We start from the raw sequence: 20,143 nt of genomic DNA on the forward strand, positions 1-20,143 counted from the left end.
GGCCCATTTTCATCTTTTAAAAATAAATACTCGCAAAATTAAGCTTCTCAAATTCAACTTTCCTTATCGCTCTTAATTTTTACAATTATGAAAAATCTAATGCATTTTAATAGCTTAATAGAAACTATCACGTTATACTTTAAGTATCACGTGATAGTTTGGAGGGGTGATAAATTGGGAACGAGAAAATAAAAATTAGTGATCTTGCTACTTATGCCGGTGTTACAAAACGTACAATCGATTACTATACAAATTTGGGCTTACTTGAAATGGAGCGTTCACCATCAAATTATCGACTCTATCCTGTAGAGATGGTTGAGCGTATACAATGGATTGAACAACAAAAAAAGTCTGGAAAATGTCTATCGGAAATAGCCAAAATAATAGGCAACCATGCAACAGAAGATAAACCCTATGAAGAAGTGAATATTCATGAGCTTCGCCTTCAAATGAAAAAACTAGAGAACGATGTCACGAAAATAATGGATTCTTTAAGTGAACAAGAAAAACAAAATTTAAAACGAAAAGTAACGCCGGAAAGTGTTGCTTTAATGCAGTCTTTAATTCTTTTAATACAATAACATGGGAGGTGAATGTTCTACCTTTTTAGTAGAACAACCTATTGTCAACCGTCATATATTTAATTGTTTTTGCCATATTAATTGCTTTAACAGCGTTCTTTGTAGCTACTGAATTTGCGATTATTAAGGTCCGTCAATCACGCATTGACCAGCTTGTTGCAGAAGGCAAAGCTGGATCTGCCGCTGCGAAACAAGTTACAACCCATTTAGATGAATACCTTTCTGCGTGCCAACTTGGAATTACGGTAACCGCTTTAGGAATCGGTATGGTTGGAGAACCCACGTTTGAATTTATTTTGCATCCACTATTCGAAAACCTGGGTATCCCTACTGATTATATTCACTGGTTCACAATTGGTGCTGCCTTTATTATTGCAACATTTTTACATGTTGTTGTAGGAGAACTTGCACCAAAGACCTTTGCCATTCAAAAAGCAGAAGCTGTAACGCTGGCCTTTTCAAAACCAATTCAAATCTTTTACAAAATTTTATATCCCTTCATTTGGACATTAAATGGTTCGGCCCGTTTATTATTGAAGCTATTTGGTATGAAGCCTACATCGGAACACGAGCTGTCACACACTGAAGAAGAGCTAAGAATATTACTTTCTGAAAGCTATAAATCCGGTGAAATCAATATGAATGAGTTGCAATTCGTGAATAATGTCTTTGAGTTCGATGACAGAATTGCACGTGAAATTATGGTGCCACGTACCGATATTATTGGTTTCGAGTTAAACGCCACTTTTGAAGAGGTATTAACAAAAGTAACGGAAGAAAAATATACAAGATACCCTATCTTTGAAGGCGATCGGGATAATATTATAGGGTTTTTAAACATCAAAGACTTTTTAACACTTGGCATGAATAACCGAATTCAGCCTGAAACATTTAATTTAACGAATTATATTAACCCTGTCATTCAAGTAATTGAAATGATTCCAATCCATAATTTATTGCAAAAAATGCAAAAGGAGCGGATTCATATCGCTATTTTATTGGATGAATATGGTGGAACAAGTGGTATGGTAACCGTAGAAGATATTTTGGAAGAGCTTGTTGGGGAAATACGTGACGAATACGATGGTGAAGAGATTCCTGATATTCGCAAAATCAGTGAGAACCACTATTATATCGATTCAAAAGTATTACTTGCTGATGTGGAAAAGCTATTATTTGTCGATTTCGAAATAGATGGCATTGATACAATTGGTGGCTGGTATTATACACAGGATCCAGATTTGGACTTGGCCAAAGTTATTCATCTTCAGGGCTATGACTTTTCTATTCAACAAAAAGAAGGTCAACAACTTCAATATATCGAGGTAATAAAAGCAGAATCTAATTAAAGTGATGGTGGGAAGATTAGCTGTAAACTCCAGATAGTACAAAACCGATTGGAGTTTGTACTATCTATCTTATATTAATTCTTAAATCGTCTATTAAATGCCTCTAGCTACATATACTTTTTTTAATATCAATGATTGTTTGTATATGCATTCCTTCGTGGAAGATTGTTCGAATTAACACTTGCTCGATTGTGTGCATTCCCATTTCTGTTGGTGGATACTCTTCTTCCAATCGATCCCCATATGCTTCCAGCAGTCTTGCTGGTTGTTGTTCCAGCATGACTCTCAGTTGTTCAAAAGAAGGAGTTTCCTCTGAAAAACTATCTGGTGTCGTCCCATATCCAAACCAATTCTCAAATTCTTCGTGTGCCTCTGTTTTTTCCTTCGTTAAAGCCTGAATCCACAAGTATTGATCTAGATAAATATGTCCCATATTCCATCGAATATTATTCCGGAAAGGGGTTGGCACGACTTCCGCTGCTTCTGCTGTTACCCCGTTTAAAACGTGAAGGACATATTCTCTATACGTTTGTAGCTGATTAAATAGAATTTTATGTCGCTCTTTCATTGTTTATCTCCCTAATAATTAAGTTTTTATAATTATAAAATTACTTTTTATCTAATTCCCAATAAACCATTGTTTCCCCAACATCAATTCTGTGCATCCCCAACTTTTCCAGTACTCGCATAGAGCCATGATTATCTTTTAGTGTTTCAGCTTTTATTTTTTCTACTCTAGCTGTATTAAAAGCCCAAGCGATTAAGGCTCCCACAGCCTCGGTTGCGTAGCCTTTGTTCCAAAATTCCTCGAGGAAACCATAACCTACTTCAACAGTATGGTTTTTGTCCGGTTTCCCTTTGAAACCTATATCTCCAATCACTCGATCATCCGATTTTCGAACAACCATCCAACAACCCCAATATAATAAGGATGGGTCTATAGTTAACTCCTGCAAATAAGTAGTGATTTGTGGGCCATTATTATAGTTTTGGTGATTAGCGATTTGAACTGTTTCTTCTGTACAAGGTATTATTTTTAATCTATCTGTTTCTAGCATTCCTATCCCTCCTTTCATTTATAGGCACTATCATTCTTTTTCCGTAATCACTGTCCCCGTCATTGCATCGATGAAACGAATAGCTTTCCTTTTATGACGGTCACAAGCTTGATACACAAGCGTATAGCCTTCACTTCCTTCTTGATCTTTGTTCCATGCCAACTCAAAATCCAGAGACTTTAGAAAAATCATATGTGCCTCTTTCTGTGGGATGGCTGGTTCAGATGGAATGGACTTAAGTTCCTCAAAGTCGAAACGAGGACCGCTATAATAATCAATTTGACCAGTTTGACGGTTAACCGCAACGACTACCAATTCCAAGCGAACCTCTATCCCCTGCCCATTATGTACACGGAAGGTGAACGCTTCTGTCAACTTCGGCTCATCCAATTCCCCGTCTTCATCGTTATGAACGATCAATTGCAAATACCGCTCATAATTTGGGACCATCTTTTGCAGAAATTCAATCGCTTTGTAATAACATTCTTCCCTGTTTAAACAAAGGCCGCCGCTTCGCTTTTTAAACCACATAAAGCCTCTTACTTTTCCAGTTTTTTTCGAAATAAATGCTTTTACGGTATCTTCGTTGTGCCTTTGAAGAAAACTATCCATCGATAAATCCGCTTCCTTCATCTTCCATTCTTTTTCCCTCCAGACTATCCCCTTTTCATCACCCAAATCGGCTTCGCGAATGACTTCCATCTTCTCCGTGATTCCGATCAGTTCTTCTATAGAAAGTTCTTTTTCGATTGGTTCAGGTGGGGGCGATAGTGAAACAAACTTCCCCGGATACTCTTCGTCTTCTTCATGGATGACCGTTAACGTTGGATTCATCACGTCCGCTTTATATCTCATGAAAAGTCCAATATCGTACATAAGACGAAGACCATCTTCGGCTACATCATGAATACTGGCATTCAAGTTTGTCAGAGTAAGTTGGAAATCAAGGCGGCTTTGGACATGTTCAATTAGTTTTTCTTTATTTATTAATTTTGATGGCACGTTAGGTTCTGGCTGTATCCCATAGTATTTAAAATTAACAATTTCACCGCCGGGCTCGACGTCGATAAAGCATCCGGCATGTGGCAGGGGCAAGTCCATCACGATTTGTTCATAATAAAATCTGTATACACCAGTTGATAGTTTCTTAGTTTCGTAGTGTGTTAATCTTTGTAGAGCTTGAGGGTGATGGCAGGACAAAAATTGCTCCGCCAATTGCTTTAATTCGTTATCATTTCGAGGAATTTGGTTGGTCTCAGTGTTATCCCGTTCGATTGACAAGCTAGTCAAATTTCCGGCAAGGTCAAGAGTGATTGAAATCCCTTCATCTTGCAGTTCATCTGTCCATGTGAACACAGCTTCCCCTTTGCCATTTCCCCATTCAAAATATTCTTCCAGGATAGGTTGGAAATTTTCGGGAATTTCGACGAATGTCCTTGCCCGTTCCTTTAATTGTTCTTTATTCAACGAAAACACCTCCAATTTAAAAGTAAAATCATTTCTTGCCGTTCAGATTAATATTAACATAAATATCCAATTAAAAAATCATCTCTCCTCCTGTAGAATCTTAAGAGGGAGATGATTTTAATCAATCCTAATACATAATTATCTTTTCAAGACCGGAATCCAAACTTCACTTTTGACAGTTGGTGAAGCTAAATCTTTACTTTTTATCGACAACATTTCTGGACCTTCGGCTACTTCATAATTGGAGGATGGGAACCACTCAGAATATATCCTTCCCCATGTTTCCTGCAACGTGCCGGGAAAAGGGCCCGATGATTCGAAAATTGCCCATGTCAAGGCTGGCACTTCAAGATTTTCAAAGCCTTCAGGGCATCTATTCGTTGTAGCTACCCCTATATACTGATCCAGTTCGCCTTTTTCTTCCATGCGCCCATCCGAAAAGTTTGTTGACGCTTGAATCAACCCAGCAGGTTCCATATTCGATAAATTTTTAAGTTGAGTGATGTCCTCCATTGTCAACGATTTCCACATTTCTGTAATTTCCGGGTTTTCCCCTTCAAAGATTATGGGAACTCTTTTCATAATGCCTACTATGTTAAATGCCTCTTTTCGTTCAATTCGGTAATTCATTTCATTTCCCCCTCTAATGGATAATTGAAAGGTCATTAGTGGATAGGCTTTTAGTGGCTTTCTATTTGTTCTTGCTTCTGAAGGAGTCACACCATGTAGGTTGTGGAAAGCCCTGGTGAATGAGTCCGGTGAATTGTATCCATATTTAATCGCAATATCGATTATTTTCATATTACTGCTATTTAACTCTAAAGCCGCCATACTGAGTCTTCTTCGCCGAATATATTCCGAGAGCGGAATTCCTGCTAGAAACGAAAACATTCTTTTAAAATGATATTCGGAACAATGAGCTATTCTTGCAACAGTCCGGAAGTCTATTTGCTTCGTAAGGTTTTCCTCAATATACCCCATGGCATCATTCATATGTTTAAGCGAATCCATTCTTTGACCTCCCTCTATAGTTAGAATACCAGGAGCCATTGGCATTCATCCGACAATCCGTGCACCATTATGCAGGGTAGTACCGTCTATTTTGTATGTACCCATAAACAATTTTGTGTTCTAGGAACTCCAGCTAAACCATTCTATTCTTTAAAAGGTTATAACTCAATGTTGCCATCTCACTTTATTTTCGCTCAAAAAAAGTGCAGAGTTCTATAATAAGAAATCTGCACTTTACATTTAGCGGGATGCTTTAGGTGGCTGGCATACATCGCATTTACGTTGGTTATTATTTTTAAATTTCGTGAATGTTCTTTCAAAGTTTGTTCCACAAGAACATTTAAATAGCAATTTTTGTGAAAATCCGTGATATTCTGTCGTAAGCAATTTACTCTCCGAATTATTTTCAACAAATTCTTTAATTTTTCCAATCGTCCATCGTTTATTCATTTATGACACCTCCATTGTTTAAGTAAAGCAGAGGCTAATGGGGCTTCCATTCCACTTCTTAAGTTCTACATTATATCATGTGCCTGGGAACTTTTATATAATGTTATTTTAACGCGAAACCTTTCTCTATATGCGGATAACTTTCCACCCGTATCAATATTTCTCTCCACTGAAGGAAATAAGTAAAGCCGTATCAACTATCGATACGGCTTTTTCTCCTAATTTAAAAATCAAAATTATCCGGGTCTGGACCAACGCGATGATTTTCGTTTAATCCATCGATTATAGCCATATCCCCACTTGTCAGTTCAAAATCAAATACATCCGCATTTTCAACTATACGGTGTTCTTTTGTTGATTTCGGGATTGTCACCACCCCATTCTGCAAGTCCCAACGCAGGATGATTTGGGCAACGGATTTATTGTATTTCGCAGCAATTTCTTGCAGCGTTTCATTCTCAAGTAATTGCCCCTGCATTAAAGGTGACCATGCTTCAAGCTGTATTCCATTCTCCTTGCAGAATGCATGCAACTCTTTTTGAGTAAGTCTTGGGTGGTATTCCACTTGGTTGATCATCGGCTTGATTTCTGCATCTTTCAGTAGGTCTTCAAGATGGTGAATTTGGAAGTTGCTGACACCAATCGCTTTTACTCGTCCTTGTTTATAAAGCGTTTCCAGCGCTCTCCATGCGTCTTTGTATTTTCCTTCCACCGGCCAGTGAATAAGATATAGGTCTAGATACTCTAGATCCAGTTTTGCCAAGCTTGTCTCAAATGCTGCCAAAGTTGAGTCATAACCTAAGTCTGAATTCCATACTTTCGAAGTGACAAATAACTCTTCTCTTGAGATTCCAGCTTCATTCAAGCCTGCTTTAATTCCTTTGCCTACCCCTTCTTCATTGCCGTAAATGGCAGCCGTATCAATGCTTCTGTATCCGTTTTTTATGGCAAATCTAACAGCGTTCACTAATTCAGGTCCTTCTTCTACCTTAAAAACTCCTAATCCAAACCAAGGCATATTGACGTCGTTATGCAAAGTTGTTGTGTCTTGTAAATGTTTGACCATTTTTTATTCCTCCAAATTATGATTTACTTTTTTGTAACTTCTTTAATTTTTAAACTGATTTTACTTGATCTCTACGTTCCATTGCTCTACTATACCCGGTCAAGATGACTGCAGCAAATACCATTAGTGCACCAATCCACGATGTGTGGATAAGTCCGATTGAATCCGTAATGATCCCCCCAAAAAATGAACCGATCGCAATCCCTGCATTAAACGCTGCAATATTGATAGCCGATGCCACATCCACCGCACTTGGGACAAAACGTTCTGACAATATTACCACATATACTTGAAGGCCTGGCACATTCATAAAAGCAAATAGACCCATCAGAAGTATTGTTAATAGCCCGACTATTTTATACGGTGCTGTAAAGAACAGCACAAATAAAACGACTGCCTGAACAATGAACATATAGAACAATGCGTTGATCGGATTTCGATTGGAGAGTTTTCCCCCAATCATATTCCCTATTGCGATGGCGACTCCATAAATTAGTAAAATAACTGCTACTGTTCCCTCTTTAAAACCGGTAATATCTTGCAGCAAAGGTGATAGATAAGTAAACACAACGAACGTCCCGCCATACCCTAGTGCAGTAATGATGAAGACGAGCAGTAAACGGCCATTTTTTATTAGCTTTAATTGGTCGCCAAATGTTGTTTTCGTTCCTTTGCGCAACGTAGAGGGTATAAGGATTGCGGTTGCAAGCAATGCAATTATTCCCGTTACTACAATAACTAAAAAAGCCGCTCTCCATCCGAGCTGTTGTCCAATATATGTCCCGAAAGGAACCCCTGTTACGGTTGCTACAGTTAGACCCGTGAACATAATCGAAATAGCGCTAGCTCTGCGATTTTCAGGAACTAAATCCGCGGCAATCGTGGATCCTATCGACATGAAAATACCATGTGACAACGCTGAAATTACACGCGCCACGAGTAATACTTGGATGGATGTGGCGAAAGCTGCAACACTATTTCCTGCAATAAAAAGTATCATAATCGATAATAATAGTGTCTTACGCGGTATTTTGGATGTCAATGACGTCAGAACGGGCGCCCCGAACGTAACCCCTAAAGCATATATAGAAACCGTCAACCCTGCAGTTGTCACCGGTATGCTTAAATCCTCGGCAATTAGCGGCAGCAATCCCACACTGATGAATTCAGTCGTCCCTATTGCAAATGCACTTACCGCTAACGCGAGCAATGCCCATGTACTTTGTTTTTTACTTAAAGCCATTTTTCTCCTCCTCTTGTAAACAATCCATACATCCATTCTTTGATGATGTTTTTAAATTAAATGTAGTATGAATCAGCCGGCAAATGTTATTATGGAACACAAGGATCAGAAAATAAAGTACGCACTTTTAAGTTATATAGGTACCAAAAAGTTGCATAGGCACTTTTTAGTACCTATCAATAGGAGGTTTCATCTATGCAGAAAAAAAAATATAACATATCAGTTGAAGCAACATTAGAGGTCATCGGGGGCAAGTGGAAATGCGTCATCCTGTGTCACCTTACGCACGGAAAAAAACGAACTAGTGAACTTAAACGTCTTATGGCCAACATTACCCAAAAAATGTTAACGCAACAACTCCGTGAACTTGAGGAGGATGGCGTCATTAATCGCATTGTGTACAATCAAGTTCCACCAAAAGTCGAGTATGAGCTTAGCGACTATGGAAAGAGCCTGGAAGGAATCTTGAATGCCTTGTGCAATTGGGGGGATACCCACATCACGAAAGTCTACGGTAACCGTTCAGAGGTTTTGGAGGAAAGTATATTAAATAATTAATAAATAAAATGAAACTTCCCTTGCTTTATTACGGTCTAAGTAAATGGAAAATCCTGCTCCTACTTCATTATGGAGGAAGAATGTAGGAAAATTACTTATAGAAGAAAGGTAGTCGTTTCATGAAACACAAACATAAGTTACTTATTGGCATGCTCAGCATATTATTAGAGCTAGTGGCCGCATGTGGAAATTCGCCGGAGGAAACAACTAACTCGCCGTCCGAAAACCAGGATCAAAATGACCGCGTAACTCAGGAAGAAAGCGTGGACACTGCTGTAGAAGTCCCTTCTAAGGATAGCGATTCTAATAACAGCACTTCCAATGATACTAAGGATACATCAAAGAATAGCCCAGCAGAACAGGAAGACCCGTCCGCCACTAATACCGAAACGAGCCTAAAGGAAGAATATCTCAAGAAATTAAATGAGGCAAAAAAAGAAACCGATGAAATGCGTAATAACCCGGCAGATGATAGTACGTATGCACTCAAAGCAGTGGAAGGCGAAATATACGAAGTTTGGGACGGTTTGCTGAATGAAATATACGGTGTTCTAAAACAACAGCTTCCTTCCGAAGAAATGAACAAACTAAGAGATGCCCAGCGTAAATGGATTGACTACCGCGATAAGACTGCACTCGAAGCTTCCCTAAAATACAAGGGCGGAACGATGGAACATTTGGAATATACAGTGGTCCTCAATAACCTGACAGAAGAAAGATGCTTCGAACTAGTTGAACACTATATGAAATAATATTTCTTCAATTAAGAGAAATCTAAAGCACTTACTATGAGTCTATATGAGCCTTTAGATTTCTTCAGAAATGTTATGTTCAAGTATATATTTCTTAATGCCCATCGCTTCAAGTGTTCCCTTATTCATAATTTGAAACAGCATCGAAGCAATTTCTTTAGGCGTTTGCTGCATATTCGTATTCAACCAATAGCGTACTACTCCTATTAAAGCAGATACGATAAAGTGAGCAATCATTTCGATTGGCATATTGAGATTTTCTATATTCGTGAAATTTGATACATTTCTAAACATTTTCTTGATGATGAGCCTTCTTACCTTCTCTTCAAAGGATGGGTCCCCATTCGGTCCAAGAACGGCTTTTAAAAATGGAGCATTCTCTTGAAAATATGTAAAAATATCTACGATGAATGGATGAGGAGTATCTGAAATTAAAAATTGTTTTAGATTCGGGGTTAGTATCTCATTATACCTTTCATCCAGATGCTCAAGAATTTCTTGTTCGCACTTCTCCAGTAAATCATATTTATCTAAATAATGAAGATAAAATGTTCCTCTATTAATACGTGCACAGTTCGTAATGTCACGAATTGTTATCGTATTAAAATTCTTTTCCTCCATTAAAAAAATTAGTGCCTCTTTTATATCATTTTGGGTCTGCAATGTTTTTCGTTCATATTTCTTTTTTTCCAAAACTTTTACTCACCTTCCTTAGTTGTATAAACACATTAATCGGATATGTTGAATTTTCAACATATCACTTATTTTTGATTATCGAATATATCCCGACTATACCATATACTGAATACCGATAGAAAATCAACACGATGTTAAATTTTAAAAGGAGGAAACATCATGAAAGAGAACAAATTCTTCGGTATCGCCTTTATAGCAGTGTTAGTATTATTATTTGTTTTTGTCTCTACTCAAATCCCGGCTGCACATCAGTCTGTTAAAAATTTGCCAATAGCTCTTATAAATGAAGATACGGGGGAAATGGGTAAAACTTTAATCGAGAAAGTTCAGGATCATTCGAAAACAATGCAAACCAGTGAAATACCGATGATCGATTGGGTGATTTTAGGGAGTCAACAAGAAATAGAAAAAGAAATGAACGATCAAAATTTATATGGAGCGATTGTCATCCCTTCGGATTTTTCTAAAAACTTCGGTTCTTTACAAACATCCTCACCTACTTCGCCTGAGCTACAGATATTTATCAACCAAGGTAAAAATGCAACAGTTGCTAATGTAGTAAGTCAGAACTTATCAGGCATCGTTTTACAAATGAATCAAATGATGAGTGATCAGTTATTAACCGCAATGAAATCAAATAATGTGCCACTAACAGTAGAGCAAGCACGCATTTTGACAGCACCCATCAGCAGTACCACATCTATGCTTCATCCAACAGGTGCTTTAGGAAATGCGCCTTTATCACTGTTTCAGCCATTATGGATGGCCAGTATTGCGAGTGCAGTTATGTTATTCTTTGCTGGTAAAAATAGAAGATTTCAATCCAGGGTTGGTCAATTGAAATTTAAAACGATACAAGTATTAATTGCGGTTCTGTTAGGTTTTGTAGCCGGCTTTACTTTAACTTGGTACACAACTTTACTGTTAGACTTTGAATTTGACAACTTTACTACTGTCGCTTTGTTCTTATCAATTACTTGTACTAGTTTTATTCTATTAATTTCTGCAGTACTAACCTGGATAGGCATGGGCGGTGTTGCCATATTCGTCCTATTCATGTTCTTTGGATTACCTTTGCTTCAGCTAGCCCCGGAAATGTTGCCAGAATTCTATAAGGATTGGATTTATCCATGGTTGCCTATGAGATTCATGTTCGATGGTGTTCGCGAGATTCTGTTCTTCGATGGCCGTGCTTGGAACAGTTCAACAACCGTGTTAATGTGGATGGCAGTTATAAGTATTTTCATTCACTTAACAAAAGCTTTTATTCCGATAAAAATCAATGTTGTTAGTGAAGAGATAAATGATAGACAAAATAGCTAATATCGTAAATTTTCTACCGTCTCTATAAATGGAGACGGTTTTTATTATTTCCAATGCTCTATCCTTCAAAATTTCATTAAACGAATATGGTTATATTTCCACCTTTAGGGGATAGCAGTAGGTAGACAAAATCGATTATAGACTTTATCTACTTTCTGTAATATTGTTAATTCTTGTATTTGCCTTCTATTTTCAAAATGTGGTACGGTGTAATTCCATATGAATATTGTTGACTAAAGGAATGAGAAAATGAAATTTCACTATGGTTTTGCAACTTTTACTTTTGTTGTATTCTGCATTCTCTGGATGACCTTCGAAACGCCTGTAATCAAGGCTTTTGACCAACAAGCCTCCGATTTATTGTTTGGCATTGATGTCATCACTCCTTTTCATTATTTAGGTGAAACAAAGGTGATTTTTGGTGTTTCACTCATTGTTCTCTTAATTATTTGGGTTCGACTTCGAGACTATAAATTAATGTTTTTTGTTTTTTTAACTATCGGTGTGGGATATGGTTCATATCAATTTTTAAAACGGGTTGTTGAACGCCCGCGCCCTGAAATTGTCGATCAACTAACTACATTCAGCTTTCCTTCAGGCCATGCAACCCACGGGATTTTATTTTTATTGACCCTTGCCTTTGTATTTAGCGAATTTGTTAAATCCAAAAAAGCTTCACAGGTCGCTTGGGGAGTTGCCATTATCATTTTTGTGTTAATCGGCCTTTCCAGAATAACCGAGGGACGTCATTTTGCATCTGATGTATTAGCAGGTTGGGCTCTTGGGTATACTTGGTTTACCTTATGTACGTGGTGGTATAAAATTAGTATCCGCAAAAGCCCCTGAATCCACAATCAAATTATTAAGTGCAACTACTATTGTCTAGATAGAAATAGGTGAAAATTAATGAACTTAACAGATAAAGAACTAGCCCATTTATATATGAAATATAAAAAAGAAAAGAAATTATATAAACAGAAAAAAAGACAATCTTTATATGATCTCAACCATTTTTTCGAGTGCAAAAAGGCCTTATCCCTCATTAAACTCGAAATGCATAGACGTGGGTTAAAGAAAAAACGTGCAAAAAAGCTATGCAATTTTTAGAATTCCCATAATCGGTGCGATGCGCATACAAAATAAATTATTTTTTGAATGGCATGAATAATTCATCTTCCTAATTGACACATTACATTATGGGAGGTGGAAGATTTATGCCGAATACAATTGGTGTTGAACAATCACTATCAAACGTGGAAGCTGCTTTAAAAGCAAAAGGCTATGAAGTAGTTCAACTTCGCAGCGAAGCGGATGCACAAAACTGCGATGCTTGTGTAATTACTGGGCAAGATGATAATGTGATGGGAATCAGCGATACTACCATTAAAGGATCTGTTATAGATGCTACTGGTCTTTCTGCTGATGAAGTTTGTGAACGAGTAGACAAGCTATTCCATTAAAAATCAAAAGGGTGCTGTCTTAAGGTCTCATCGACTTTAGGGGAGCACCTATTGTTTTTGCTTTTTGTTGCTGGGTCAAGTTGGGTGCCTCTTTTTGGACACTATTGATTGTGATTTGGGTGACAGTGTCTTTGAGAGAGCTTCTTTTGGACAAATTTACTTCGTGTGTTTAAGTGTTGGTGTGTGGAGGGAGCTTCTTTTGGACAAATCCTACTCGTTACAGTTAAAACCTGTCCTTTTGGGCGTTTCTTTTGGACAGATTTCCCCCAGTTTGGTTAAAAGTTGTCTCTTAGTGAGCTTCTTTTGGACAATTTTACTCGATTTGGTTAAAAATTGTCTCTTGGCGGGCTCCTTTTGGACAGATTTCCCCCAGTTTGGTTAAAAATTGTCTCTTAGAGGGCTCCTATTGGACAGGTCTTCCCCAGTTCGGTTAAAAGTTGTCCTTTAGGGTGCTTCTTTTGGACAGATTTCCCCCAGTTTGGTTAAAAGTTGTCTCTTAGCGGGCTCCTATTGGACAGGTCTTCCCCAGTTCGGTTAAAAGTTGTCCTTTAGGGTGCTTCTTTTGGACAGATTTCCCCCCAGTTTGATTAAAAGTTGTCTCTTAGAGGGCTCCTATTGGACAGGTCTTCCCCAGTTCGGTTAAAAATTGTCCTTTTGAGAGCTTCTTTTGGACAAATCTCGCTCGGCTTGGTTAAAAATTGTCCTTTTGGGAACTTCTTTTGGACAGGTCTTACTCGTTACTGCCAAAAGTTGACCGCGAGAGAGCTTCTATGGGACAAATTTACTTGCGACGGATGAAATTTGTCTTGTATCTGAACCACCTTCTAATTCACCCATCTCGAATCAAAATTGTCTCTAAGCCACCTCTAATAAACAACTTCTAATGGACAAGTGTTGCCACTCTTAAGAATAAAAATGTCCATGGGGCACCCTCTCACGGACAAATTGATACCTAATTTTATTTCTAGCATCCTTAAAACCCCTTAACAATCTTCCAATGCTCTCCCCTTTCACATTGCGTAACCCGCTAGCCTTTCTCACTCAGTGATAATACTTCGAATAAAGGTCACTTAAAGTCATTTTCCCTACACTAAATGTCTGGTGTTCGTGGTTCTCGTTTAAGAAAGCGGATATATTTTCTAATGTCCCTGATTCATTTTTAGGAAATTCTATCAGGATGACACTGTTTGCTAGTAGCTGGATATCCAGTTCAGGGAAAGCAACAGATAGCTTCTGCTTCAACTCCGGTGTCCCCTCGGGTACCCGGATGACCATGTTTCCATTCACCCCTAGATTCCTGTGGATATCCTCTGTCGAATCGAGGTTGCCATTTTTCACAAAGAATATACGATTTGCGTATTTCTCCAAATTCTCCAGCAAATGAGAAGCAATAATAATGGTTTTTCCTTCTTCTCTTTTCTTTACAAGGATTTGCGAGATAATCTCGACTTGTGTAGGATCCAGGCCATTCATGACTTCATCCATTAGCATGATTTGCGTATCGGAAACGATTTGCATGGCAAAACAAAGCCGTTGACGCATTCCCAACGAGTAGGTACCTGTTTTCTTGTTTACATAGGACTCCATCCCAAGCGCCGCAATCGTATTTTCGATTAATTGCGGGTTACTATCCCACATGGATGAATAAAGTTTTAGATGTTGTTTGCCGGAAAGATGATTATACAAGTCACTTTGGTCAGGCATCATGGATAAAAGCTTATGAATTTTAACTTCATTCTTTTTTGTCGTATATTCCAGCTCGTTATTAAACCTGACCTTCCCACTGTTTGGTTGAAGATAATTCATGATGACATTCATCAATGTAGACTTGCCTGTTCCGTTAGGTGCAACTAAACCTATGATTTCCCCAGGATGGAAAGTGATTGAAACCTCTTTTAATATATCTCTACCAGAAAAATTGACGCCTATACTTCTTAGTTCAATCATATAATCTCCTCCTTATATCAAAGGTATTTGAACCTTTTTGTTTTACTAATGATCAATGTGACAAGAAGTATGATGGCTGTACATACCGACATGACGGCAATACCATTTTCAAATGTGAGCGATGCTGAATTATTGAGGTACTCGCGATAACCGGCGACAATCTGCCCCACTTGAACATAGCTTGATGGATACCATTGTATCTCTTTTACAAACCCAAGCCCCCTCACGTAATAATAAAACTCGGCAAAGACGACCACACAGCCCAATACTAAATTGGCAAATTCATGTCTTATCTGAATGCTTAACAGCAATAATAATGAAATCAGCAACAAAAACCAGAAAAGCATCAATAATACGTTTTGGAAGAGATATTCCCCCATTGTGATTGTGGTGAAGGCTCTCGCTTCATAGCTGAAAATCGGCACCGGCAAATTCAAATCACCCATCCCATGTTGGATTGCAACGATAATGAAACCGATAGACAATGGAATAATTGTCAGAGAGCTGCCGATAAGGGCGACCCCACCTTTTACAACCAGCCTTCTCCATACCGATATCGGAAAACCTTTAATAACCGTTAAATTTCGTTTATCTTTTAACACGATATCGGCAGTAAAGAGAATGCAACAGACAAGGAGAATGATAGGCAGATACCCATGGAGCAAACGCTGCAACGTTTGCAAGGCTGTCCTTTCCTCGAAAACATCCATCGATAATTCGGAATCCCCTTGCGCATATCCTTTGTATCGGCTTGCAGAATACATATAGGCATAGTGCCCATCCTCCGTTGCATAAAGGTTCCCTGCGGTGTAATAACGAGGATTATAATAAAGTAGACCATTGCCATTTCTAAAAATCATGTAATCTGAGTATTCATACCACTTATAAGTAGACCCTGCATATTCTCTCAAACGATTGCTATCTAAGGCGTCCAGCCGCTGTTTATCGTATTCATTCCATTCCGGATAAATGGCGGCTGCAAACCTGGTTAAAGGGTATGAATTTTCATCAATGACTACGTTGTTAAGAAAGTCTTCGCGGGTTAAAAACCTTGCTTCTATCTCATCTCTATCCACTTTTTCAATCGGATCATAGGAAGGAGCAATCTTCAATGCGTAGAAACACGCTAAGAACAATAAGATGACATAGATGGCGATATTTTTCTTATTGAACAGAAACTGAATAAATTCAAACTTAAAATAGGCTCGCATGCTTCTCCCCCCTATACCTTTTTTAGCTTCCCAGTAGTGAAGAACAACTTTACACCAATGAGCATCAGAACAGTACTTATTCCGATATAAATCAATCCATGCAACATTTCCAGCTCCACTGGTTCTGCTAGCTCGAGACTGTGTCCGTTTAAAAGATTAGTAAAATTCATATAGTTGAAAGGATTAAACGGGACAAGGCTGACGAGCGATGGAAATAAAGACGGAGCAATGAACAATAGTAATTGAACAAACAAGGTCAGGTACATATTCTTTAGTAGCACATTTAGAATAACCGACAAAAGAACTGTAAAAATCGAGATAAGAATTATATATACTAAGGCAATTCCTATGTATTCAATAGTCGGGATCACTTTAAAATTACCATCAAAAATAGCTACTGGATAATTGGCGTCCCCTAGCCCATAAAAGTAAATGAAGGGCAGACTGCAAATAAAGATTTCAGCTATTAAAATACCGACCCAGAACATCGAAGAAGCACATTTTGCTAAGACATATTTATCAAAGGATACAGGGTACCCTTTTATCAGTGAAGTATGGTGGAACTCTTCAATCAAAATTCCGCAAGAAAAAATACTCATGAAAATAAACCAAAACGATCCCAATACCATAAATAAATCTAAGAGAAATGGAAAGAATGAGAGTGCATCCTGAGTCACTACCATTCCGGTTCTATCCATAAATTGATAGAATAATGAGTCCAGTTGGTTTTCTGTCCTGCTTGGAAGATTTGTGGCAACTTTTTCGTATCCTTCCATATCAAAAGCATTTGCCCTCAATTCGGCCAGCTTTATGCCCGACTCCAAATATAACTGCGGTCGGTCGACTTTCATGGCCATACTTTGATTTACAACATACCGCTGCTGTTGGAGCAAATTATAATATAAGTCGCTTCCATTCCCGTAATCCATGGCATCGGCGGTTTGAAATTTCGTCAAGGCCGATGCGACCGATTGATACTCACTTGCCTTTTCATCGATAAGTCTTTGTGAATTTTCGATTTTTGTATAGGAAAAAAATCCAAAAACAAATATAGCCACTATCAGACAAGCAATCATATTTTTCTTGTTTGTTCTTTCTATAAGAAAATCATTCTTCAAAAGCTTCCACATAGACAACCTCCGTTTTAAAATATTCTCCCAATAAGCAACACTTTATTTCCAAAGAAAGGTAATGCCACTCAGTATACCAAACATTCTGACTATTATATAGATTAATATATAGTCATACCGCGGCGCTCACAGTCCCAACATTCCTTCTATTCTGGCGTTGTTTGATTGAAGATCAATTTCATAATGCATTTTTCAAAATGTAGTGGATACCCAAAATTTAACCTTTTTAATAAAAGGTTTGCAGATTTCGAAGATAAAAAAAACCAAATCGGAATTTGGTTTTTTCAAGTTGCTTTTATTTGTGAAGCTTTATTCCCATGATGACTAAATCTCTTTTTGCCCCATCCAATGTGGCAACTTCCGAGAAGTGCCCCCATTTTTCAAAGCCAAATTTTTCGAATAAGCGAAGGCTTGGCTCATTGTGACCGAAGATGAAACCTAGCAAAGTATCGACTTCACAACTCGGTGCCGTTTCAATGACTTTCGACAGCACCGTTTTCCCCAGTCCATGCCCTCTGAATTTTTCATCCAGGTAAATGCTGACTTCCGCAGTTGCTTGATAAGCAGGTCTTCCATAAAAGTCCTGGAGGCTGACCCACCCACAAATTTCGCCACTTGTTTCCACTACCCAAAGCGGTCTCTTTGCTGCATTATGTTCGTGAAACCATTTTAACCGATTCTCGACTGTTACCGGTTCTGTATCTGCCGTTACCATTCTGCCTGCAATGGTTGAATTATAGATTTCAACGATTTTCGGTAAATCTTCCAGTGTTGCGTCGCGAAATGAAATTTCCAGTGCCATCAATACACCCCATATCTATATTTTAAATCCATGTTAATTCTATTTACATCGGAATACAATAGATTCTTTTTTATATTTGCCATAATTAAAAAGTGTTCCCGCATTTTGCAGAAACACTTACTTTTTCATTCTTTTAAATATTCCAAAGTAAACTAGGACAAATCCGATGACTTCTAAAAAGACAAAGCTATACATCATCACGGTGAATCCTACAAATCCGTCACCTTCACCCAATCCAAAAATAACCCCTGCAACCCAGGACAATAAAGGTGCAATGGCTACAATTGTCGTCACACCCCAAACGACAAGCTTCTTTTTTGTCGTCTTCTTCCGACTAATAAAAACTGCCAATGCGATGGCAAGTACTAAGATAGTTATGGCAATTGGCAAATGTTCTCTCTCCTAATACGAACATAGATTTAAATTCTTCTAGCTTTATTATAACAAAACACCCTTTGCCTGTAATCAAAATGTACTCTAAGTTATTAAAGTTCGGTATTTAAATATCCAATTACCTTACAAACAATCATGCAAATGTTTATTGAAAAAAAGAACACTATCCTTCTGCAAGGTGACACCCTTTAATGGAATACCTAACTTAGATCTCCCTACGAGCTAACTATGTTAATGTACGATGATTTACTTGTAAAAATTTGATAAGCAGAAATTGGAGCTGATGATATAAACAGAGTAATTTCTAGTATGAGCATCTATCTTGAATAAAAATTTGAGTAGGATTATTATACTCGTTGTAAGAGAATCTCACTAATTCGGAGGGGTTTAATATGAATAAAGAACCAATTACAGTTAGCGCTATTATTAATGGCGAAAAGATACAAACAGCTAAAAAAATCTCGCGTGAAAATCCAACACATCCCGAGCAAATTGTTGGTTACGCTCCAAATAATACGAGAGAGGAAACGATCCAGGCAATTGATGCAGCTTACGTTGTTAGGAAGAAAAGACAGTGCTGTTGTTAACATTGATGCCCCGTAACTAATTCTCAATTTTTTGACTATGAATTAAGCCATTTTAACCCTAGGAAGACATATTGATTTTCTTATTGTGGCTACTTATATATAACTTTGTATAAAAAGCTTCATAGACCACGTTCCAACTAAATGTGCGTAAACGCTCATTTAATAGCGTTTACGTCTTTTTCATGTATTGGAAAATTTTTTAAGCTTTCTGCATTTCCCATTCTTCTCGTAAAATTCCCATTCTAATTGAATCGTAGTAATTCCCTTCATAATAACGAACCTTACGAATACGGGCTTCTAATTGCATTCCTAATTTTTCACCTACTCGAATCATCCGTTCGTTTCCAGACCATGTAGTAAAGCCAACGCGAACTAAAGGCATCGTATTGAATAAGTGATCTACCCACAGTTTTAAAGTCCGGGTACCGAGCCCTTTTCCCCATTTTCCACCTTCGTAAAAAAGAATACCTATTTCTAACCACTTCGATGGTTCATGTTCCCAGTAATATGATACTGTTCCAACCAAAATACCATCAACACATACTGCCCAAACGTCCGGTTGATTTACCCAACCTCTGCCGATAGGTAAAAATTCATCGAAAGTTTTTGTTTCATGAGGGTAATAGGGGGCATTCCATTTCTTCCATTCAGGTTTTTCTTCTTTGAACTCTAATTCCCAAATACGATGTAAGTCCGTCTCTTCTATTGGACGAATTATTAAGTTTTGATCTTTATACAAGTTTTAGTTCCTCTTTTCAAATAGAATTCGTTAATCGTCTTGTGAATTGAAAAGAGTAAGTATGTAGACTACTTTTCAATCACTTTGGTTACCTTTGATACCTGTTTCATATTCATCAATCCTTTCAAATTAAATTATTTTAATTATATCTTAATATTAGGAAATATAGAAATATTCAAAACAGTATTTAAACTAATAAAATTACCAAAGCGTCGTTTGATAACATTTTCATAAATATGGCTCCATCTCCGAAAATGGGCACAATCGCTTTCAAGAAGGTACTGCACCCCAAAAGTTAGAGTAAAAAAACTAACTTTTGG

Annotated in this window: 22 protein-coding genes; 8 read left to right on the plus strand and 14 right to left on the minus strand. The window is 37.8% G+C overall.

Annotated elements, in window-relative coordinates; all coding sequences use genetic code 11:
• The first annotated feature begins 236 nt into the window (after positions 1-236).
• Positions 237-581 (plus strand): MerR family transcriptional regulator, encoded by a 345-nt coding sequence (locus CD33_RS03955; RefSeq protein ID WP_235863394.1) that lies wholly within the window; start codon positions 237-239, stop codon positions 579-581.
• A 41-nt stretch (positions 582-622) separates the two neighbouring features.
• A complete protein-coding gene (locus CD33_RS03960) occupies positions 623-1,930 on the plus strand; it encodes a hemolysin family protein (RefSeq protein ID WP_036198452.1) in 1,308 nt (435 codons plus the stop codon).
• Between the two features lie 103 nt (positions 1,931-2,033).
• Here CD33_RS03960 and CD33_RS03965 read toward each other — a convergent pair whose 3' ends face one another.
• From CD33_RS03965 to CD33_RS03995, 7 genes are all read right to left on the minus strand, one after another.
• Positions 2,034-2,498, minus strand: coding sequence for a DinB family protein (locus CD33_RS03965; protein WP_036198453.1), 465 nt, complete (start codon positions 2,496-2,498; stop codon positions 2,034-2,036).
• Between the two features lie 40 nt (positions 2,499-2,538).
• Entirely contained in the window at positions 2,539-2,988 is a 450-nt protein-coding gene (locus CD33_RS03970) for a GNAT family N-acetyltransferase (RefSeq protein ID WP_036198454.1), read from the minus strand.
• Between the two features lie 30 nt (positions 2,989-3,018).
• Positions 3,019-4,455, minus strand: coding sequence for a YcdB/YcdC domain-containing protein (locus CD33_RS03975; protein WP_036198455.1), 1,437 nt, complete (start codon positions 4,453-4,455; stop codon positions 3,019-3,021).
• A gap of 138 nt (positions 4,456-4,593) precedes the next feature.
• Positions 4,594-5,466, minus strand: a complete 873-nt coding sequence (locus CD33_RS03980) for an AraC family transcriptional regulator (RefSeq protein ID WP_036198456.1) — start codon at positions 5,464-5,466, stop codon at positions 4,594-4,596.
• Positions 5,467-5,706: 240 nt separating this feature from the next.
• A complete protein-coding gene (locus tag CD33_RS03985) occupies positions 5,707-5,916 on the minus strand; it encodes a hypothetical protein (RefSeq protein ID WP_036198457.1) in 210 nt (69 codons plus the stop codon).
• Between the two features lie 223 nt (positions 5,917-6,139).
• Complete coding sequence (gene pgoN / locus CD33_RS03990) at positions 6,140-6,982, minus strand: glyoxal/methylglyoxal reductase (protein ID WP_036198458.1); 843 nt, start codon at positions 6,980-6,982, stop codon at positions 6,140-6,142.
• Between the two features lie 49 nt (positions 6,983-7,031).
• A complete protein-coding gene (locus CD33_RS03995) occupies positions 7,032-8,225 on the minus strand; it encodes an MFS transporter (protein ID WP_036198459.1) in 1,194 nt (397 codons plus the stop codon).
• Positions 8,226-8,420: 195 nt separating this feature from the next.
• Between CD33_RS03995 and CD33_RS04000 the strand changes: the two genes are divergently transcribed.
• Together CD33_RS04000 and CD33_RS04005 are read left to right on the plus strand one after the other, a co-directional pair.
• The gene (locus tag CD33_RS04000) at positions 8,421-8,783 is read left to right on the plus strand and encodes a winged helix-turn-helix transcriptional regulator (RefSeq protein ID WP_036198460.1); all 363 of its coding nucleotides are present in this window, start codon (positions 8,421-8,423) and stop codon (positions 8,781-8,783) included.
• A gap of 119 nt (positions 8,784-8,902) precedes the next feature.
• The gene (locus CD33_RS04005; RefSeq protein ID WP_036198461.1) at positions 8,903-9,535 is read left to right on the plus strand and encodes a lysozyme inhibitor LprI family protein; all 633 of its coding nucleotides are present in this window, start codon (positions 8,903-8,905) and stop codon (positions 9,533-9,535) included.
• Positions 9,536-9,589: 54 nt separating this feature from the next.
• Here the strand turns inward: CD33_RS04005 and CD33_RS04010 are convergent, their stop codons facing one another.
• Positions 9,590-10,228 carry a TetR/AcrR family transcriptional regulator gene (locus CD33_RS04010; RefSeq protein WP_052129980.1) on the minus strand — a complete coding sequence of 213 codons (639 nt, stop codon included), beginning with the start codon at positions 10,226-10,228 and terminating at the stop codon, positions 9,590-9,592.
• 162 nt (positions 10,229-10,390) lie between these two features.
• Between CD33_RS04010 and CD33_RS04015 the strand changes: the two genes are divergently transcribed.
• The 3 genes from CD33_RS04015 to CD33_RS04030 all read left to right on the plus strand — a co-directional run bounded on the left by CD33_RS04015 (position 10,391) and on the right by CD33_RS04030 (position 13,014).
• Positions 10,391-11,554, plus strand: coding sequence for a YhgE/Pip domain-containing protein (locus CD33_RS04015; RefSeq protein ID WP_036198462.1), 1,164 nt, complete (start codon positions 10,391-10,393; stop codon positions 11,552-11,554).
• 249 nt (positions 11,555-11,803) lie between these two features.
• Positions 11,804-12,400: a phosphatase PAP2 family protein gene (locus CD33_RS04020; RefSeq protein ID WP_036198463.1), complete on the plus strand. Its 597-nt coding sequence runs from the start codon at positions 11,804-11,806 to the stop codon at positions 12,398-12,400.
• A 368-nt stretch (positions 12,401-12,768) separates the two neighbouring features.
• Positions 12,769-13,014 carry a YkuS family protein gene (locus CD33_RS04030; protein ID WP_036198465.1) on the plus strand — a complete coding sequence of 82 codons (246 nt, stop codon included), beginning with the start codon at positions 12,769-12,771 and terminating at the stop codon, positions 13,012-13,014.
• 1,041 nt (positions 13,015-14,055) lie between these two features.
• On the opposite strand, the gene CD33_RS04035 is transcribed toward CD33_RS04030, so the two are convergent.
• From CD33_RS04035 to CD33_RS04055, 5 genes are all read right to left on the minus strand, one after another.
• Positions 14,056-14,961 carry an ABC transporter ATP-binding protein gene (locus tag CD33_RS04035; protein ID WP_036198466.1) on the minus strand — a complete coding sequence of 302 codons (906 nt, stop codon included), beginning with the start codon at positions 14,959-14,961 and terminating at the stop codon, positions 14,056-14,058.
• Positions 14,962-14,978: 17 nt separating this feature from the next.
• Positions 14,979-16,172, minus strand: a complete 1,194-nt coding sequence (locus tag CD33_RS04040) for a hypothetical protein (RefSeq protein WP_036198467.1) — start codon at positions 16,170-16,172, stop codon at positions 14,979-14,981.
• 11 nt (positions 16,173-16,183) lie between these two features.
• Positions 16,184-17,302 carry an ABC transporter permease gene (locus CD33_RS04045; RefSeq protein WP_036198468.1) on the minus strand — a complete coding sequence of 373 codons (1,119 nt, stop codon included), beginning with the start codon at positions 17,300-17,302 and terminating at the stop codon, positions 16,184-16,186.
• Positions 17,303-17,597: 295 nt separating this feature from the next.
• Positions 17,598-18,104, minus strand: a complete 507-nt coding sequence (locus CD33_RS04050; RefSeq protein WP_036198469.1) for a GNAT family N-acetyltransferase — start codon at positions 18,102-18,104, stop codon at positions 17,598-17,600.
• Between the two features lie 117 nt (positions 18,105-18,221).
• Positions 18,222-18,494, minus strand: a complete 273-nt coding sequence (locus tag CD33_RS04055; RefSeq protein WP_036198470.1) for a hypothetical protein — start codon at positions 18,492-18,494, stop codon at positions 18,222-18,224.
• Positions 18,495-18,889: 395 nt separating this feature from the next.
• Here CD33_RS04055 and CD33_RS04060 point away from each other — a divergent pair, with 395 nt between their 5' ends.
• Positions 18,890-19,084, plus strand: coding sequence for a hypothetical protein (locus CD33_RS04060; protein ID WP_036198471.1), 195 nt, complete (start codon positions 18,890-18,892; stop codon positions 19,082-19,084).
• A gap of 199 nt (positions 19,085-19,283) precedes the next feature.
• Here the strand turns inward: CD33_RS04060 and CD33_RS04065 are convergent, their stop codons facing one another.
• Positions 19,284-19,823, minus strand: a complete 540-nt coding sequence (locus tag CD33_RS04065; RefSeq protein WP_036198472.1) for a GNAT family N-acetyltransferase — start codon at positions 19,821-19,823, stop codon at positions 19,284-19,286.
• Between the last annotated feature and the right edge of the window lie 320 nt (positions 19,824-20,143).

Source organism: Ureibacillus sinduriensis BLB-1 = JCM 15800, from assembly GCF_000772955.1.
GTDB classification, from domain to species: Bacteria; Bacillota; Bacilli; order Bacillales_A; family Planococcaceae; genus Ureibacillus; species Ureibacillus sinduriensis.

What these genes read in the sequence shown, in the direction of transcription:
- CD33_RS03970 (WP_036198454.1), bottom strand. Translation starts at nt 2,988, where the DNA reads ATGCTAGAAACAGATAGATTAAAAATAATACCTTGTACAGAAGAAACA.
- CD33_RS04030 (WP_036198465.1), top strand. Translation starts at nt 12,769, where the DNA reads ATGCCGAATACAATTGGTGTTGAACAATCACTATCAAACGTGGAAGCT.
- CD33_RS03985 (WP_036198457.1), bottom strand. Translation starts at nt 5,916, where the DNA reads ATGAATAAACGATGGACGATTGGAAAAATTAAAGAATTTGTTGAAAAT.
- CD33_RS04000 (WP_036198460.1), top strand. Translation starts at nt 8,421, where the DNA reads ATGCAGAAAAAAAAATATAACATATCAGTTGAAGCAACATTAGAGGTC.
- CD33_RS04045 (WP_036198468.1), bottom strand. Translation starts at nt 17,302, where the DNA reads ATGTGGAAGCTTTTGAAGAATGATTTTCTTATAGAAAGAACAAACAAG.
- CD33_RS04035 (WP_036198466.1), bottom strand. Translation starts at nt 14,961, where the DNA reads ATGATTGAACTAAGAAGTATAGGCGTCAATTTTTCTGGTAGAGATATA.
- pgoN (WP_036198458.1), bottom strand. Translation starts at nt 6,982, where the DNA reads ATGGTCAAACATTTACAAGACACAACAACTTTGCATAACGACGTCAAT.
- CD33_RS04015 (WP_036198462.1), top strand. Translation starts at nt 10,391, where the DNA reads ATGAAAGAGAACAAATTCTTCGGTATCGCCTTTATAGCAGTGTTAGTA.
- CD33_RS04020 (WP_036198463.1), top strand. Translation starts at nt 11,804, where the DNA reads ATGAAATTTCACTATGGTTTTGCAACTTTTACTTTTGTTGTATTCTGC.
- CD33_RS03980 (WP_036198456.1), bottom strand. Translation starts at nt 5,466, where the DNA reads ATGGATTCGCTTAAACATATGAATGATGCCATGGGGTATATTGAGGAA.
- CD33_RS04005 (WP_036198461.1), top strand. Translation starts at nt 8,903, where the DNA reads ATGAAACACAAACATAAGTTACTTATTGGCATGCTCAGCATATTATTA.
- CD33_RS04060 (WP_036198471.1), top strand. Translation starts at nt 18,890, where the DNA reads ATGAATAAAGAACCAATTACAGTTAGCGCTATTATTAATGGCGAAAAG.
- CD33_RS03965 (WP_036198453.1), bottom strand. Translation starts at nt 2,498, where the DNA reads ATGAAAGAGCGACATAAAATTCTATTTAATCAGCTACAAACGTATAGA.
- CD33_RS04040 (WP_036198467.1), bottom strand. Translation starts at nt 16,172, where the DNA reads ATGCGAGCCTATTTTAAGTTTGAATTTATTCAGTTTCTGTTCAATAAG.
- CD33_RS04050 (WP_036198469.1), bottom strand. Translation starts at nt 18,104, where the DNA reads ATGGCACTGGAAATTTCATTTCGCGACGCAACACTGGAAGATTTACCG.
- CD33_RS03995 (WP_036198459.1), bottom strand. Translation starts at nt 8,225, where the DNA reads ATGGCTTTAAGTAAAAAACAAAGTACATGGGCATTGCTCGCGTTAGCG.